Source organism: Streptomyces kurssanovii (assembly GCF_040677245.1).
GTDB classification, from domain to species: Bacteria; Actinomycetota; Actinomycetes; order Streptomycetales; family Streptomycetaceae; genus Streptomyces; species Streptomyces kurssanovii.
This window is the reverse complement of record NZ_JBFAQK010000017.1, coordinates 88,429-104,908: the sequence shown is the minus strand read 5'-3', so window position 1 is coordinate 104,908 and position 16,480 is coordinate 88,429. Positions and strand designations below refer to the sequence as shown.

At 72.4% G+C, this 16,480-nt stretch carries 13 protein-coding genes; 6 read left to right on the top strand and 7 right to left on the bottom strand.

Going from position 1 to position 16,480, the window contains the following annotated elements:
* Nucleotides 1–52: 52 nt before the first annotated feature.
* The 3 genes from AB0K36_RS15240 to AB0K36_RS15230 are packed head-to-tail and all read right to left on the bottom strand — an operon-like array spanning nucleotide 53 to nucleotide 2,851.
* Nucleotides 53–1,024, bottom strand: a complete 972-nt coding sequence (locus AB0K36_RS15240; RefSeq protein WP_364593536.1) for a serine/threonine-protein kinase — start codon at nucleotides 1,022–1,024, stop codon at nucleotides 53–55.
* A gap of 41 nt (nucleotides 1,025–1,065) precedes the next feature.
* Nucleotides 1,066–1,926 carry an ABC transporter ATP-binding protein gene (locus AB0K36_RS15235; protein WP_364593533.1) on the bottom strand — a complete coding sequence of 287 codons (861 nt, stop codon included), beginning with the start codon at nucleotides 1,924–1,926 and terminating at the stop codon, nucleotides 1,066–1,068.
* The gene (locus AB0K36_RS15230) at nucleotides 1,919–2,851 is read right to left on the bottom strand and encodes an ABC transporter permease (RefSeq protein WP_435877866.1); all 933 of its coding nucleotides are present in this window, start codon (nucleotides 2,849–2,851) and stop codon (nucleotides 1,919–1,921) included. The genes AB0K36_RS15235 and AB0K36_RS15230 overlap by 8 nt, the downstream gene beginning before the upstream one ends.
* 157 nt (nucleotides 2,852–3,008) lie before the next feature.
* Here AB0K36_RS15230 and AB0K36_RS15225 point away from each other — a divergent pair, with 157 nt between their 5' ends.
* From AB0K36_RS15225 to AB0K36_RS15205, 5 genes are all read left to right on the top strand, one after another.
* Nucleotides 3,009–3,614: a TetR/AcrR family transcriptional regulator gene (locus AB0K36_RS15225; protein WP_364593527.1), complete on the top strand. Its 606-nt coding sequence runs from the start codon at nucleotides 3,009–3,011 to the stop codon at nucleotides 3,612–3,614.
* Nucleotides 3,615–3,707: 93 nt separating this feature from the next.
* The gene (locus AB0K36_RS15220; RefSeq protein WP_364593524.1) at nucleotides 3,708–3,857 is read left to right on the top strand and encodes a hypothetical protein; all 150 of its coding nucleotides are present in this window, start codon (nucleotides 3,708–3,710) and stop codon (nucleotides 3,855–3,857) included.
* A 69-nt stretch (nucleotides 3,858–3,926) separates the two neighbouring features.
* Entirely contained in the window at nucleotides 3,927–5,183 is a 1,257-nt protein-coding gene (locus AB0K36_RS15215) for a glycosyltransferase family 39 protein (RefSeq protein WP_364593521.1), read from the top strand.
* A 30-nt stretch (nucleotides 5,184–5,213) separates the two neighbouring features.
* On the top strand, nucleotides 5,214–6,743 hold the full coding sequence (locus tag AB0K36_RS15210) for a methyltransferase domain-containing protein (RefSeq protein WP_364593518.1): 1,530 nt from the start codon (nucleotides 5,214–5,216) through the stop codon (nucleotides 6,741–6,743).
* A gap of 34 nt (nucleotides 6,744–6,777) precedes the next feature.
* Complete coding sequence (locus tag AB0K36_RS15205) at nucleotides 6,778–7,152, top strand: SMR family transporter (RefSeq protein WP_229834870.1); 375 nt, start codon at nucleotides 6,778–6,780, stop codon at nucleotides 7,150–7,152.
* 169 nt (nucleotides 7,153–7,321) lie between these two features.
* On the opposite strand, the gene AB0K36_RS15200 is transcribed toward AB0K36_RS15205, so the two are convergent.
* The 4 genes from AB0K36_RS15200 to AB0K36_RS15185 form a co-directional block, all read right to left on the bottom strand.
* The gene (locus AB0K36_RS15200; protein WP_364593515.1) at nucleotides 7,322–8,221 is read right to left on the bottom strand and encodes a carbohydrate ABC transporter permease; all 900 of its coding nucleotides are present in this window, start codon (nucleotides 8,219–8,221) and stop codon (nucleotides 7,322–7,324) included.
* Nucleotides 8,218–9,564: a carbohydrate ABC transporter permease gene (locus tag AB0K36_RS15195; protein WP_364593512.1), complete on the bottom strand. Its 1,347-nt coding sequence runs from the start codon at nucleotides 9,562–9,564 to the stop codon at nucleotides 8,218–8,220. Before AB0K36_RS15195 ends, AB0K36_RS15200 begins: the two co-directional genes overlap by 4 nt.
* A 4-nt stretch (nucleotides 9,565–9,568) precedes the next feature.
* On the bottom strand, nucleotides 9,569–10,933 hold the full coding sequence (locus AB0K36_RS15190; protein WP_364593509.1) for an ABC transporter substrate-binding protein: 1,365 nt from the start codon (nucleotides 10,931–10,933) through the stop codon (nucleotides 9,569–9,571).
* Between the two features lie 209 nt (nucleotides 10,934–11,142).
* Nucleotides 11,143–14,382, bottom strand: a complete 3,240-nt coding sequence (locus AB0K36_RS15185; protein WP_364593590.1) for an FtsK/SpoIIIE domain-containing protein — start codon at nucleotides 14,380–14,382, stop codon at nucleotides 11,143–11,145.
* Nucleotides 14,383–14,817: 435 nt separating this feature from the next.
* Between AB0K36_RS15185 and AB0K36_RS15180 the strand changes: the two genes are divergently transcribed.
* Nucleotides 14,818–16,452, top strand: a complete 1,635-nt coding sequence (locus tag AB0K36_RS15180) for a serine/threonine-protein kinase (RefSeq protein WP_364593506.1) — start codon at nucleotides 14,818–14,820, stop codon at nucleotides 16,450–16,452.
* The last annotated feature ends 28 nt before the right edge of the window (nucleotides 16,453–16,480 follow it).

The window sequence follows — 16,480 nt, the reverse complement described above, 5'->3', positions numbered from 1 at the left end:
CTTCGCACGGACCCGGTCGCGCCTTCGGGGGCGGCCGGGTCCGTCGCGTATGTCAGCCGTCGCCGCGCAGGCGGTGCAGCCAGCCGGTCCGCGGGTCGCGGGCGGCGGGCGAGACTTTGGCCGACGCGCGGGCGACGGCCGTGACCGCCGAGGCGATGCGCTTCGGTAGCCAGCCCGCCGTCGTGAAGTCCGCACCGGCGCCGCACAGTTCCGCCACCTCCGCCGCCGTCGGGCGGTCCTCAGGGCGGGCCGCCAGTGCGGCGGTCAGGAACCGGCGGAGGGCGGGCGGCTGGGCGGAGAGGTCCGGGGGGTCGCGGTCGGTGCCGGCGATGCGGGTGGCGACGACCAGGCCGCCGCCCTCGCCGTACGGGTGGCGACCGGTGGCCGCCTCCGCGGCGACGAGGCCCAGCGTGAACACGTCGGAGGCGGGCGTGACCTGCCGGCCCAGCGCGTGTTCGGGGGACATGTACTTCGGTGTGCCGACCATCCGCCCGACGGTGGTCAGTACGGACGTGCCGTCCGTGGCACGTGCGATGCCGAAGTCGAGCAGCCACGGCCCTTCCGCGGACAGCAGCAGGTTCCCCGGCTTCACGTCGCGGTGGACGAGGCCCGCGGTGTGCACGGCGTCCAGCGCGCGCGCCGCGCCGGCCGTGAGCCGCAGGACGCACTCCGGGGGCAGCGGCCCGTGGGCGGCGAGGGCGTCGCCCAAGGGCAGGCCAGGGACGTAACGGGTGGCGAGCCACGGCAGGTCCGCCTCCGCGTCGTGGTCGACGACCTGGACCAGATGCGGGCCGCTGACCCGCCGCGCGGCCTCCACCTCGCGGGCGAAGCGTCTGCGGAACTTCTCGCTCCGGGCGTGCTCGCGGCGGATCAGCTTGAGGGCGACGGGAAGCGACGCGCCGTCGCGACCGCGGGTGAGGAAGACGGTTCCCATGCCGCCCTCACCGATCCGTGCCCGGAGCGGGTATCCGGCGATCTCGCGCGGGTCGTCGTCCCGCAGCGGCTGAGGCCCTCGACCGTCCATCCCGACCGCCCCCCTCGGCTGTCCGGTACCGGCAGTGGAGCCTACCGCGCGGGCTGCTTCCCGGTCCCGGCCCCGGCACCACCCTTGTTCCCGGCCCCGGCACCACCCTTGTTCCCGGCCGCGGTGAACTCCTCGTACGCCGCGACGACCTCCTTCGCCGGGCCGTCCATCCGCAGGACACCCGCCTCCAGCCAGAGCGCGCGGTCGCAGCTCTCGGTGATGGTCGAGTTGCTGTGGCTGACCAGGAAGACCGTGCCGGCCTCCCGTCGCAGCTCCTCGATGCGCTGCCGGCTGCGGCGGCGGAAGCGGGCGTCCCCGGTCGAGAGCGCCTCGTCGATGAGCAGGACGTCGTGGCTCTTGGCGGCGGCGATCGAGAAGCGGAGCCTGGCCCCCATGCCGGAGGAGTACGTACGCATCGGCAGCGAGACGAAGTCGCCCTTCTCGTTGATGCCGGAGAAGTCGACGATGTCGTCGTAGCGGGCGCGGATCTGGTCGCGGGTCATGCCCATCGCCAGGCCGCCGAGGATGATGTTGCGCTCGCCGGTCAGGTCGGACATCAGCGCGGCGTTGACGCCGAGGAGGGACGGCTGCCCGGCCGTGTAGACCCTGCCCTTCGCGGTCGGCAGGAGGCCGGCGACGGCCTTGAGCAGGGTGGACTTGCCCGAACCGTTGGAGCCGATCAGGCCGATCGCCTCGCCCCGGTACGCGGCGAAGCTGACGCCCTTGACGGCGTGCACCTCCCGTACGCCGGGGTGCGCCCCGCGGGAGACGATCCGGCTGAGGGCCGAAGTGGCGCTTCCCCGGCCGGTGCGGGGGCCGTTGACCTTGTAGGTGATGTGGACGCCGTCGACGACGACGGTGGGGGTGGGTTCTCCGGTCGGACGGGTCGGGTTCTCAGCCACGGCCGTACTGCTCCTCAGCCTTCCAGAAGTACAGGAATCCGCCGGCTCCGCAGAGCACGGCCCACGCCAGGGCCGCGGCCCAGACGTGCGGCGGCAGCCGGTCCGCGGTGAACGTGTCGATGAACGCGAAGCGCACCAGGTCGATGTAGATCGCGGCCGGGTTGTACCGCAGCGCGAGAGCCACCAGGTGCGGCAGGTCGCGGTCGCCGACCACCTTGTCGACGGACCACATCACGCCCGACGCGTACATCCAGGTGCGCAGCAGGAACGGCACCAGCTGGGAGACGTCCGGGACGCGGGCGGCGACGCGTGCCACGGCCATGGACAGGCCGGTACCGAAGACCGCCTGGAGCAGCAGCGCGGGGATCGCGAGCAGCCAGGAAGTCGTCGGGAGCTGGCCGAAGCCGACGAGGATCACGATCAGCGCGCCGAGCGAGAAGAGCAGTTGCTGGAGCTGTTGCAGGGCGAGCGCGACGGGCAGCGCGGCACGCGGGAAGTGCAGGGCTCTGACGAGGCCGAGATTCCCGGAGATCGCGCGGGTGCCGGCCGTGATCGTGTTGGCGGTGAACGTCCAGATGAACACGCCGGTGACCAGGAACGGCACGAAGTCGGGGACATGGTCGGCGGTGCCGAGCAGCACGCCGAAGATCAGGTAGTAGACGGCGGCGTTGAGCAGCGGGGTCATCAGCTGCCAGAGCTGCCCGAGGCGGGCCTGGCTGTACTGGGCGGTGAGTTTGGCCGTCGCGAACGCGGTGATGAAGTGGCGCCGCGACCAGAGCTGCCGGACGTAGGCGGGGAGGGTTGGCCGGGCGCCGCTGACGGTCAGCCCGTGGCGTGCGGCCAGAGCGGCGAGGTCGGTGGGTGCGGCGGGAGCGGCCGGGCCGGCAGGGGCCTGTCGTGCCGGGGGCGCGGTGGGGCTGGCGATGGTCACGCGGGCTCGCTTTCGAAGCGCGTGCAGGGGCGGGGCGCGGTCCGGAGTCGAAGGCATCGATGGAACGGGACCGTATCGTCGCTACGGGAACAGTAGGACGGCCTGACGTCGGAACGCAACCGTTCCGTCGTCGCCGCGTATGCTCCTGGGCATGACGACCGAGCCCAGAAGCCCACGCCGCGCCCCCGCAGGAGCCGCCGTGCTCCGGGAGGACGTGACCGACGCCATCCGGGGCGCCGTCTTCGACGAACTGGCGGCCGTCGGCTTCGCCCGGATGTCGATCGAGGGCATCGCCCGGCGGGCGGGCGTCGGGAAGACGGCCGTCTACCGGCGCTGGAAGTCCAAACTGTCCCTGGTGCTGGACCTCGTCTCGGCCTTCGCGGCGCAGGGCCTGCCGGCACCGGCGACGGGATCCCTGTACGGGGACGTACGCGCCCTGCTCGAGGTCGCCGCGCACGCGCTGCGCCACCCCGTGGCCTCGCAGGTCATCCCCGACCTGCTGGTGGAGGCGGCGCGCAACCCCGAGATCGCGGACGCGATCAAGGCGGCTCTGCTGGACGGCCAGCGCGGCGTGGCCGCCCTGATCGTCCGGGACGCGGTGGCGCGCGGCGAACTGCCGGAATCGGCGGACCCGGACCGGGCGCTCGACGTGATCGTCGGACCGCTGTACTGGCGGCTCGTGGTGGTGCGGGGCGAGCTGCCGGACGGCTACCTGGACGAGGTGGCACGGGGAGCCGTGGCGGCGCTCCAGGCCTGAGCGGCCGCCGGGCCGACGGCGTCACCCGGACGGAGAAGCGCCGGTGACTCCGATGCGGTGGACGCGTGAACGGGTTGTCCCGCGTACAGCGCGATGCACGAGGCGTTCCGCCAGGTGTTCCGCGATCTCGGCGACACGGGTGCGGCGGTCGCCGTCACCGACCGGATGCCCGAGGTGATCGGCCGACCCCGCCGTACGGGTGATTCACGTGCCGGGATTGCGCCGAAGATCGCAGCGCAGTGAACTCCCCGGCATTTAAGTGTGTTTATCGGTGCGAGATGTTGACGTTTCGGATTGCTACGTTCGGCGGCCATGGACCTGCGAACGCGAACGGCACCGGCGACGCTCGATGTGCGAAGAGCCAGGATCCTCGTCATCGGTGTCTCCGCGCTCGCTCTCGTCGCCAAGATGATTCTCGCGGCCCTGACGCGCGGGCCGGCGGACGTCCGCATCTTCGACGCCTTCGCCACCACGATCGCCCAGGTCGGACCGGTCCGCGTCTACGAGCAACCGATGCCACGGCTGCCCGTCTACAACCACCCGCCGCTCACGAGCTGGATGCTCGCCGGATTCCATGAACTGGAGAATCTCGGAATCCCGTTCGGCAGCCTGATCCGTGCGCCGGCCTGCCTCGCCGACTTCGTCTCCGCCCTGCTCGTGTTCGAGATCCTGCGCCGTCGCCGCACACTCGCGACGGCCACGGCGTGCGCGCTCGGATGTGCCCTCAGCCCCGTCCTCTTCGCCACGTCCGGACATCACGGGAACACCGACTCCGTCGCCATCATGCTCATGCTCCTGGCGGCCTTCCTGCTCGTCGACCGCCGTGCCCCGCTCGCCGCCGGCGTCGCCGCGGCCCTGGCCGTGAGCGTCAAGCTCGTCCCGGTCGTCGCGATCCCCGCTCTGATCGTCGCGGCGATGCGGGCCGGCCGTCCGGCCACCGTCCGTTTCTGCGCGGGCCTCGCGGCCGTGATGCTGCTCCTGTGGGGGCCGGTGCTGGCGACCGTGCCCGTCGCGCTGCGGGAGAAGGTCCTCGAGTACCAGGGCGGACGGGCCAGGCTGTGGGGCTTCGTACGCTTCGCCGAACTGGCGGGCGCTTCCGACTCGTTCATCGAGGCACTGCACAGCGACTTCCATCTCCTGTTCGTGCTGCTGTGCATGGCCGCGGGAGCGTGGCTCGCCTGGGTACGCCCCACCGGCGCCGCGTACGCCGTCGCGTTCTCCCTCGCACTGCTGCTCCTGCTCAGCACCGGCTCCGCCGTGCAGTACCTCGCCTGGCCCGTCGTCGGCCTCTGTCTCTTCGGACTGTGGGAAGGCCTGGGCTACGGGCTCGTCGCCGGTGTCGCCACCGTCGTCGTCTACGCGGGCGCGAGCGCCGTCCGCTGGAACGACTGGGCTCTGCACCTGGCCGAGGCGGGATGGCTGCTGCTCGCCGCCGGTATCGCGAGCGGCGTGCGCCGGGCGCTGACAGAGCCGCCCGCGCCCGCCCCGGGAGAGCACGTACCCCTCGTCGCCCAGCGCACCGACCGGCCCCCCGCCCCCGCCCCACCCGTCGACAGACCGCACCGATGACCCGCGCCAACGGAGAGTAGAGAAGCCCCAGTGAAGGAAATCCCAAGCCCGCGGATCGGCATCCTCGTCGTCGCCTACAACGCGGAATCCACGCTGGAGAAGACGCTCGACCGCATCCCCAAGGACTTCCGGCCCCGCATCGCCGAGATCCTGATCCTCGACGACGCGAGCAGCGACGGGACGTTCACCGCGGGCTGCCGCTGGTCCCAGCTCGACGGCATGCCGCCGACCGTCGTCATGCGGCACACCAAGAACCTCGGCTACGGCGGCAACCAGAAGGCGGGCTACGCTCTCGCCGCCGAACGGGGCCTGGACATCGTGGTGCTTCTGCACGGCGACGGCCAGTACGCCCCCGAGCTGCTGCCCGAGATGGTCGCACCCATCGAACGCGGCGAGTGCGAGGCGGTGTTCGGCTCCCGGATGATGCGCTCCGGCAGTGCGCTCAAGGGCGGCATGCCGTTCTACAAGTGGCTCGGCAACCGCGTCCTCACCCGCTTCGAGAACGGTCTGCTCGGCTCACGGCTCACCGAGTTCCACTCGGGATACCGCGCCTACAGCGTCGCGGCGCTGCGCAGGCTGCCGATCGACCGGAACACCGACGCCTTCGACTTCGACACCCAGATCATCGTGCAACTGCTCGACGCCGGGATGCGGATCAAGGAGATCCCCGTCCCCACCTACTACGGTGACGAGATCTGCTACGTCAACGGCCTGCGCTACGCGAAGGACGTCGTCAAGGACGTCCTGGAGTACCGGCTCGCCCTCAAGGGCTTCGGCACCTGCCCCTGGATCCCCAAGCCCGTCGACTACGCCTTCAAGGAGGGCGACGGCTCCTCGCACTCCGCCATTCTCAGGATCATGCGAGGGCTGCCGCCCGGCCGGGTACTCGACGTCGGCTGCTCCGGGGGCCTGTTCGCCGAGCGTCTCGAAGACCTCGGCCACACGGTGACCGGCCTGGACTTCGTCGAGGTGCCCGGTGTGCGGGACCGCTGCTCCGAATTCCTCCTCGCCGATCTCGAGGAGGGCCTGCCGCCACAGGTCGGCGCCGACTACGACTACGTGGTCGCCGGAGACGTCATCGAGCATCTGTCCCGGCCCGAGCACGTGCTGCGGGAGCTGCGGGAAGTGCTGCGTCCCGGCGGCCGGATGCTGCTGTCCGTGCCCAACTTCAGCCATTGGTACTCACGGCTGAGGGTCGCTTTCGGCGCCTTCGGATACGACCGGCGGGGCATCCTCGACGAGACCCACCTCCGCTTCTTCACCCGCAGCAGCCTGCGCCGCACCGTGCGGGCCGCCGGCTTCGACCAGCTCCAGGTCACCTCGACCGGCGCGCCGTTCTGGTCCGTGCTCGGCGGCGGCGCCGTCGCCAGGACCCTCGGCGGGATCTCCCGGCTGCTGACCCGCGTGCGGCCGACACTCTTCGGCTACCAGTACGTCGCCGTGCTCACTCCGCACGCGGCGCAGACGATCGTCGCCGGGGAGCACGTCGATGTCCAGGACATTCTCAACCGCCAGTACGTCCCCGCCGAAGTCGCCGGCCGGGTGGGCGCCGGCACCTGACGCCGGGCCCCGACTGCCGCCCAGGAGGAAGAACTTGACCCTGCCCAGCGTGTTGCTGCTGCTCTTCGCGGTCTTCTCGTCGGCGGCCGGGCAGATCATGCTGAAACACGGCATGCGCTCGGCGGCCGCCGTTGCCGAGCACAGCGGGGGATCGCTGATGACACGGGCCGCGACGACGCCCTGGGTCGTCGTCGGTCTCGTCGTCTTCGGCGTCTCCGCCGTGGCCTGGATGTCGACGCTGGCCCAGGTGCCGCTGAACATCGCCTATCCGTTCAACGCGCTCGGCTATCTGCTGATCGTGCTCGCCAGTTCCACCGTGCTGCACGAGCGGACCTCGGTGTGGACCTGGGCCGGTTCGCTGATGGTGGTGGCCGGGCTGGTCACCGTCATGGCCGGGCAGCAGCGCTGAGGGCGTCCTGCGGCCCGGTGCCGTGCGCCGGGCAGCAGCGGTGAGCATGTCCCGCGGCCCGGTGCCGCGCGCCGGGCCGGACTCCGGGTCGCGCGGCGGCGGCCCGGTCACGGGGTGACCGGGCCGCCGCACGCGTAGGACGGTGTGCCGTTGCCCGTCCGTCAGCCGGTCACTTGACGGCGCCCGCCATCACACCGGAGACGAACTGGCGCTGGAAGGCGAAGAACACCGCCAGCGGGATGATCATCGACAGGAACGCGCCGGGCGCGAGCACGTCGATGTTGTTGCCGAACTGCCGTACCTGACGCTGGAGCGCGACGGTGATCGGGGCACTCTCCGAGTCGGCGAAGATCAGCGCGACCAGCATGTCGTTCCACACCCACAGGAACTGGAAGATCCCGAGTGAGGCGATCGCCGGGGCGCCCAGCGGCATCACGACCCGGGTGAACAGACGGATCTCGCCCGCGCCGTCGAGCCTGGCCGCCTCCAGCAGCTCCCGTGGGATCTCCGCGAAGAAGTTCCGCAGCAGGAAGATGGCGAACGGCAGACCGAAGGCCACATGGAAGAGGACCACGCCGATCGTCGTCTCGAAGATGCCGATCACACCGAAGAGTTCGGACACGGGGACGAGCGCGACCTGCACGGGGACCACCAGCAGGCCCACCACGACCATGAACCACCAGTCCCGGCCGGGGAACTCCATCCAGGCGAAGGCGTATCCGGCGAGCGCCCCGATGACCACGACCAGCACGGTGGCGGGGACCGTGATCACCACCGTGGACAGCAGCGAATCGGTGATGGTCTCGTTCTGCAGCAGCCGTGAATAGTTCTCGGTGGTGAGTTCGGCGGGGGCGGTGAACACCTTCCACCAGCCGGTCGCCGCGATGTCGCCGCTGTCGCGCAGTGAGGAGAGCAGCAGGCCGATGGTGGGCATCAGCCAGAACAGGGCGGCGAGGATCAGGAAGACGCGCAGCGCGCCGCCCCCGGCGGCGGCCGCGATCCGGGCGGCGGCGGACTGCTTGGCCCTGACCGGGGAGCCGCTCTTCGCCGCGGTGTCGCTCGTGCTCATCGCCGGGTCTCCCTTCGCATCCGCCGGACGTTGAAGAACATCACCGGCAGCACCAGCAGAAGCAGCAGCACCGCGATGGCGCTGCCGAGGCCCAGGTCCGCGTCGGTGCCGAAGGAGGAGCGGTAGAGCTGGAGGGCGAGGACGTTGGCGTCGTCCTGGGAGGAGCCCGGCGCGATGATGAAGACCAGGTCGAAGATCTTCAGCACATTGATCATCAAGGTGACCAGGACGACCGCGAGCACGGGCGCCAGCAGGGGCACCGTGATCCGCCGGAACACCTGCCATTCGTTGGCTCCGTCGACGCGTGCCGCCTCCAGGAGCTCGCGCGGCACACTCGCCAGACCGGCCGCGATCAGCACCATGGCGAAGCCCGCCCACATCCACACGTAGCTGCCGATGATCGCCGGGGTCACCAGGGACGGGCCGAGCCAGTCGACGCCGTTGTACGGCTCGCGGAAGTTGTCCGCGGGCAGCCGAAGCAGCGCGCCGTCGGCGGAGGCCGGGAGGGTGAAGGTGCCGTCGGCGGCGGCACGGGTGTCCGCCACCACCTTGCCGTCCTTGACCGCCTCGATCTTGAGGCCCTTGAGCCCCAGCTCCTGGGCGTCGACGACGTTCGGTCTGCCGCCGCCGCCCCGGGTGAAGTCCAGCCAGGCGGTGCCGTGGATCTCGCCGTCGCCCGGCGCTGCCGCCTTGGCCGGTTCCGCGTCGGACGGCATGTTCGCGGGGGCCACGCCGATCAGCGGAAGCTGCGCCGGTGTCCCGGCGGAGACCGGCTCCTTGGTGACGAACGCGCCGCCGCCGGCCGCCTCGAGCGGGTGCACCGGCAGGGGCCGGGCCCGCGGGTATCCGGCCGACTCCTCGAACGTGTCGTGCACGCCCACCCAGATCGCGTTGGCCACCCCGCGCTCCGGATCCTGCTCGTAGACGAGCCGGAAGATGATGCCGGCGGCCAGCATCGAGATCGCCATCGGCATGAAGACGATCAGCTTGAACGCGGTGCCCCAGCGGACCCGTTCGGTGAGCACCGCGAATATCAGACCGAGGGCGGTGGAGACCGTCGGTGCGACGACGACCCAGATCGCGTTGTTCTTGACCGCGGTCAGGATGGTGTCGTCGGTGAAGATCTCCACGTAGTTGTCGAGCCCGGCGAAGCCGGCGCCGGCCTGGTCGAAGAAGGACCTGTAGAGCGAGTACCCGATCGGGTAGACCACGAGCGCGCCCAGCAGCACGAGCGCGGGCAGCAGAAAGCCGGCCGCGACTATTTTACGTGTTCCTGTCACGCTCTTACGCTGACGCGCGGGGGGCTCCGGACGAGCCGGGCCCCCCGCTGTGACGGCGGACACGACCTCAGCTCTTGTACGCCTTGGCCGCTTCGGCCTCCAGCCGCTGCTGGGTGCCCGCGACGTCCTGCGGGTTCTTCAGGAAGTCCTGGAGGATCTTCCACTCGCCCTTGCCGGGCGTCCCGCCGAACGACTGCGGCATCTGGTCCGACATGTCGAAGCGGAAGTCGTCGCCCGCCGCGATCAGCGCCTTCGCGATGTCCCGCTGCACGTCGTTCGGGTACACGGCCAGGTCCAGCGACTTGTTCGGCGAGATGAAGCCGCCGGCCGCCGCCTGGATCGCCGCGGCGTCGGGCGACGCCAGGAAGGTCAGCAGCGCCTGCGCGCCCTTGCTGTCCGTCAGGGCCACAGCCGCGTCCCCGCCGGTCACCACCGGCGGCTCCGCGCCGACGGCCGGGAACGGGAAGACCTTCGCGTCCGTACCGATCTTCGCGTCGGTCTGCGCGATGTTGACGGTCACGAAGTCACCCTCGAAGACCATCGCGGCCTTGGGGGCGTCACCGCCGCTGAACGTCTGGGTGACGGACGCCGGGAACTCCGTCTGGAGGGCGCCGTCCGTGCCGCCCGCGATCAGATTCGGCTGGCCGAACAGCTCACCGAGGGTGGTGAGGGCGTCCTTCACCGACGGGTCGGTCCACTTGATCTCGTGCTTGGCGAGCTGGTCGTACTTCTCCGGGCCCGCCTGGGAGAGGTAGACGTTCTCGAACCAGTCGGTCAGCACCCAGCCGTCCGCACCGGCGATGGACACCGGCGTGACACCCGAGGCGGAGATCGTCTCCGCCGTGGACATGAAGTCCTTCCAGGTCTTCGGCGGCGTGGCCCCGGCATTCTCGAAAACGGTGTTGTTGTACCAGATCAGGGACTTGTTCGCGGCCTTGTAGTACACGCCGTACTGGGTGCCGTTGACCGCGCCGAGGTCCTGCCAGCCCTTGGAGTAGTTCTTCGCCAGCTGCTCCTTGGCCTCGGCGCCGACGGGCTTGGCCCACTTGCGGGCCACCGCCTGCTGGATCGCGCCGACCTGAGGCAGCATCGCCACGTCCGGCGGGCTGCCGCCGGCGATCTTCGTGCCGAGGAAGTTGACGATCGGGTCCTGCGCGGGGACGAAGGTGACCGTCGCGCCCGTGCGCTTCTCGAACTCGTCCAGGACCTTGGTGAAGTTCTCCTGCTCCGGGCCGCTCCATACGGCGGCGACCTGGATCTTCTCGCCGTTCAGCTTGGGCAGCTGGACCGAAGAGGGCGACTCGGTGCCCTTGGTGGGTCCGCCGTCCCCCGGCTCTCCGCCGTCGCTGTCGCCGCCGCATCCGGTGAGGGCGAGAGCGCCGATCGCGGCGAACACCACTGCGGCCCTGCCCGTACGAAGAGTTCTGCGCATTACTGCCCCGTCTCTCCTGTGCGCTGCTTCCGACTGACCTGTTGCGCTGTCCCGCTGCGCCGGACCGGCTGTCCGGCGTCCGGTTGCCGGTCCGTGCCGACAGGTCTACGCCCGCGATACGGGTGTCGCAATACCGCCCCGGGCCCCTATCACTCTTTCGTGATGCCCTCGTGACGTGATGTCAGGTCAAATGGCCGCAGCGCGGCCCGTCAGGGATGCGCCGGTGTCAACGGCCCTATCGGCGCCGCGTCCACCGACCGCGCCGCGCGCTCCAGCGCACTCGCCAGCAGCGCCAGGTCCGTCGGTCCGTTGCCCAGCTCCCGGACGGGGCGGCGGGTGGGTGGATCGCCCATCCGCTCCCACTCGAGCGGAACGACAGTGGGTCTCAAGGTGGCCGTACGCGGGATGCGCCCGGTCACCCGGCCGCTCTGGAACGGGGTGACGCGGCCGTCCGGGTGCCCCAGCCTGCCGCGGCCGGGAGCCGGGTCGTCAGGGCCGGGCGCGACCGGCGGCGCCTCCAGCACGACACGCAGCCGCGCGCCCTCTGCCAGCTCTGTGTCCGCCGTGCGGTCCGGCCGCGACGACGTGGCCACAAGATGGACGCCCAGACGGGCGCCGTCCCTGGCCACCGCGTCCAGGGCCCGTACGACCGAACCCGCCGCCGGCCGGCCCGGGCTGCCCAGCGCCGGGGCGACCAGCGCGTCGAAGTCGTCGACCAGCACCACCAGACGCGGCAGCGGGTCCGGCTCCTGACTCCGTGTACGCCCGCCGGGACGGAGCCTGAGCGTCCCCGACGAGGGGGAGTCGATGTCGCCCCGCTGGTCGGCGGCTTCGGGTGACGTCCGCTGGCCCACCATCCGGCCGGCGACCTCCCACCGGGTGCGCCACTCGGCGAAGTCGGTGACGCCCGCCTCGTCCAGCACGGCCGTCCGGCGCTTCAGTTCCGCGCCGAGCGCCTGCGCGAACGCCCGCATCCGCACCGGATCGCTGGCCACGAGATGCTCGGTCACATGCGGCAGTTCGGTGCAGACGGTCAGCCCCTCGCCGCGCTCTCCGCCGGCTCCGTCGACCAGCAGCAGGCCGAGCCGGTCGGGGCGGCCCGCCGCGGCCAGCGACGCGGCGACCGAACGCAGCAGCTCCGTACGGCCGCTGCCGGCGGGGCCTTCGATCAGCAGATGCGGGCCCTCCTGCGCCAGGTCGACGGCGAGCGGGCCGCGGGGACCGGCGCCGAGGACGACGGTGCCGTCGCAGGCCGCCGCCCAGCGCGCCATCAGCGAGGCCGGGGTGGCCCGCGCCAGCTCCAGCTCGTCCAGCAGCCGCGCGGACTGCGGCAGTACGGCGGCCCGGCCGGGCTGCACGCTCGAGCCCTCCGCGCGCAGCGGGGCGAGCGCCCGCCCGAAACGCTCCGCCCAGGCGGCGGACACCGCGTCGACCACGCCGACCGTGCCATGGCCGGCGGGCTGCCCGGAGGCGACCCGCATCAGGCGCAGCGCGGTCGCCACGTCCCCGCTGAGCAGGGCCACGGCCCCGCATTCACGGAAGGGCAGCGACGCGGCGCAGGCCGACTCGTAGGTGGCGGCGACGGGGGAGAGCGGGGAGGCGGCGGGCGTCTCCGCCAGGCAGATCAGATGGATCCCGGCGGCCTGGCCGGCGCCGGCCAGCCGGGCGGTGGTCTCGCGCAGCGCGGCCGAGCCCGGGTCCCCGTCGACGATCACGACGGTGCGGGGGCCGTCGTGGCGTGCGGCGGCCTCGGCGACGGTCCGGGAGTCGGCGCTCGCCCAGCCCGTGCCGAGCGGGCCGTCGTCCAGGCGGCGCGTCAGCTCCGCGGCGCGGGCGGCTGCCTGGTCGCGGTCGTAGGCGAGCAGCAGGCGGCAGTCCTGGCCGTGGGCCGGGCGCAGATGCGGCAGCCAGCCGAGCCAGGACCACTCCGCCTTGCGCTCCTCCAGGGACCGGGCCCGGTCCGCGCTGATCAGCACGATCTCGAGGTCACCGGGCGAGTGCAGCGCGGCGAGCTGCCCCACGGCGGACCTGGCGAGGCCCGCGAGGCGGGCGCGCGGGCCGGCGAGGCCGAGCGACCCGGCCTCCCTCAGGGCGACGGTCACGGGCACGGACGGCAGGTCCGCGCGGTCCGCCGTGCCGAGCCTGAGAACGAGCGACTCGGGGTGCCGCGGGCCGCGCTCCCACAGCCTGGGGCCGGGGCCCAGCGCCGTGAGCAGCACCGCGGCCGGGTCGGGCCAGCTCTCGACGCTGGACACGGCCGAGCGGGCCACGGGGCCCGTCACGCCGCTCTCCTGCGGGGCGACGGCCTCACGGCCGCCGGCCAGCCGCCTGGCCCAGGCGCCTATGCCCCGGCGCCGGGGCGCCTCGGCGGGCTCGTCCGTACCGCGGGCGGGCGCACGCTCGGGCGACGGCTCACCGGGCCGGTCCGGGACGCGGTCATGGGCGTCGTACGTGTACTGGGCCGGTACCCGGGGCGCGGGGGCGTCGCCGAGGGGGGCGTGCATGTGGTGCGTCCGGGACGAGTCGCCGTCGGCCGCGCGGGTCGCCCCGCCCGGCGGCTCCGTCATGGCGTGGCCGTGTGCGGGTGCCCCCGTGGCGTCGGAGCGGTACGGCCAGGCGGGCGGGCCGCCGTCGGGTGCCCGGTGGGACCGGTCGGTGGCGGCCGGAGGCGTGCCGTCCGGTGATCCGCCGGGCGAGGCCCATGAAGGCACCGGCCGTGTCCCGCGGGGGGACGCGGGGCCGGCGGCTGCTGCCTCGTTCCCGCCCGGACCGGGCGCGGGCCTGCCGTCGACGGCGGAGGAAGCCGGACCCGGGACGCGGAGGTGGCCCTCGCCGTCCGGGGTGGTGGGAAGCGCCGGGGCAGGCGTGCCGGGGGAGAGACGCAGGGTGGACTCACCCAGCCGGAGCAGCGCACCGGCCGGCAGGCGCACCGGGCGGGCGTGCACGGAGGTTCCGTCGACCGTGGTGCCGTTCGTGGAGCCGAGGTCGGTCACGGTGACCCGGCCGTCGTCCGCGAGCGTCACCGCGCAGTGCAGCCGGGAGACGTCCGGGTCGTCCAGCGGTACGTCGGCGTCGGCAGAGCGGCCGACGCTGATCCGGCCGCCGTGCAGCAGATGGACCCCTCCGGCGTCGGGCCCGGCCACGACGTGCAGTTGTGCCGACACCTCGCCGTCGTGGGTCTCGTCGTCGGCCGGCGTCTGGAGGGACAGCACCGCGCCGTCGACCAGCGGCGGTTCGCCGAGGGTGCGGCGCTGCGGGTCGAGGCGCTCCTGTCCCGCGTAGAGGACGACCGTGCCGGAGACGTCGGGGCCGGAGACGGCGGCGGCGAGACCGGAGGCCACGGCGGCGAGCGCGGTGCCCGCCGGCGCGGTCACGATCACGTCGCAGGGGCGCCCGGCGGGCGCGGACTGTCCGCCGCGCGGCGCGAGAACAGTCAGCCGGATCTGCATCGCCGTCAGCCATCCCTTCTGCGCGGGGTGCCCGGCAGGGAAGCCGCCCAGATCGCCCCCACCCGGCAGGTCGGCACGCGCCAGGGGCTCCCTCCCCACGGCTCCGTGCTGGAGGCATCCTCGCATCCGCCACCGACAACACGCCCGCCGCCCACCCATAAGTGATCTTGACCGGTCGGCCCGGGTAACAAATCCGGACGGAAAAGCACGTGGTGGTATCCCGTAAAGGTCATCTTGAGGAACTACGGACGGAGGGGATCGTGATGTTCAGTGCGCGCGGACCCGGCAACCATCCGTACGATGCCCGCGTCTGTCCATCGAACAGGGGCGACCGGACGGACACCCCCTAAAGTGGGTCGGACAACCCGGTGGGCCGAAAATCATCCGGCGGACCGGGACCCATGTGAGGACCACGATCAGCAGGGAGCGCATGACGTGCGGCCGGTAGGCAGCAAGTACCTGCTCGAGGAGCCGCTCGGGCGCGGCGCCACGGGCACCGTCTGGCGAGCCCGTCAGAGGGAGACCGCGGGCGCCGAGGCGGCCGTCGCGGGCCAGCCCGGTGAGACCGTCGCGATCAAGGTCCTCAAGGAGGAGCTGGCGAACGACGCGGACGTGGTGATGCGTTTCCTCCGGGAGCGCTCCGTCCTGCTCCGCCTCACCCACCCGAACATCGTCCGGACCCGGGACCTCGTCGTCGAGGGCGACCTCCTCGCCCTCGTCATGGACCTGATCGACGGCCCGGACCTGCACCGGTACCTGCGCGAAAACGGCCCGCTCAGCCCGGTCGCCGCCTCGCTGATGACCGCCCAGATCGCGGACGCGCTCGCCTCCAGCCACGCCGACGGCGTCGTCCACCGCGACCTGAAGCCGGCGAACGTGCTGCTCAAGACGGACGCCGACGGTCAGATGCACCCGATGCTGACCGACTTCGGCATCGCGCGTCTCGCGGACTCCCCGGGTCTGACCAGGACGCACGAGTTCGTCGGCACCCCCGCGTACGTCGCGCCGGAGTCGGCGGAGGGCCGCCCGCAGACCTCGGCGGTCGACATCTACGGCGCGGGCATCCTGCTGTACGAGCTGGTCACCGGGCGCCCCCCGTTCGCCGGGGGCACGGCGCTGGAGGTGCTGCACCGCCACCTCAGCGAGGAGCCGCGGCGCCCCTCGACGCTTCCCGAGCCGCTGTGGACGGTCATAGAGCGCTGCCTGCGCAAGGAGCCCTCCGAGCGTCCGAGCGCCGAGAACCTCGCCCGCGGTCTGCGTACCGTCGCGGCCGGGATCGGCGTGCACGCGAACGCCGCCCAGGTCGACGCCGCCCTCGGCGTCGCCGCCCTCCTCGCCCCGGACCCCGCGCCGGCGTCGGTGCCGCAGACCCCCGGCGCCGCCGACCCGACGCAGGTCCTGCCGAACACCGGCGGCGGCAGCAGCGCCTACGACCCCTCCGCGGCGACCAGCGTCATGCCGCAGACCGGGCAGCCCGGTGGCACGGCCGACCCGACCGCCGTGATGCCGCCCGTCCCTCCGGGGCAGCCCGGACCGGAGGAACCGCACCCCTGGCAGTCCCAGCTGCGTGCGGCCCGGGACCGCAACGAGCAGACGCAGGTCCAGTACCTCGACCCGAGCCAGGACCCGCTGCGCCGGCGCCCGCAGCGCCAGGCCCCGCAGCAGCCCCCGCAGAACCGTCCCCAGCGGCCCCAGCAGCAGTACGCGCCGGCGCCGCAGCAGCGCCCGCAGCACCAGCCGCAGCGTCAGCAGTACGCTCCGCCGCCGCAGCAGCAGCAGTACGCACCTCCGCAGCAGCCGCCGGCCCAGCGCCCGCCCCGCCAGCCGAGGCAGCGCGCCAACCCGATGCGCATCCCCGGGCTCGGCTGCCTCAAGGGCTGCCTGTTCACGGTGCTGCTGTTCGTCGTGGCCGGCTGGCTGATCTGGGAGCTCACCCCGCTCCAGGACTGGGTCGCGGAGGGCAAGAGCTACTGGGACGCGATCGGCGACGGCATTTCGACGGTCACGGACTGGATCTCGAAGCTCGGCGAGGCGAAGGACACCGCCGACCAGATCGGTAACCAGCAGTAACTCTGTCGTTTTGTCGACTTCTGCGGGC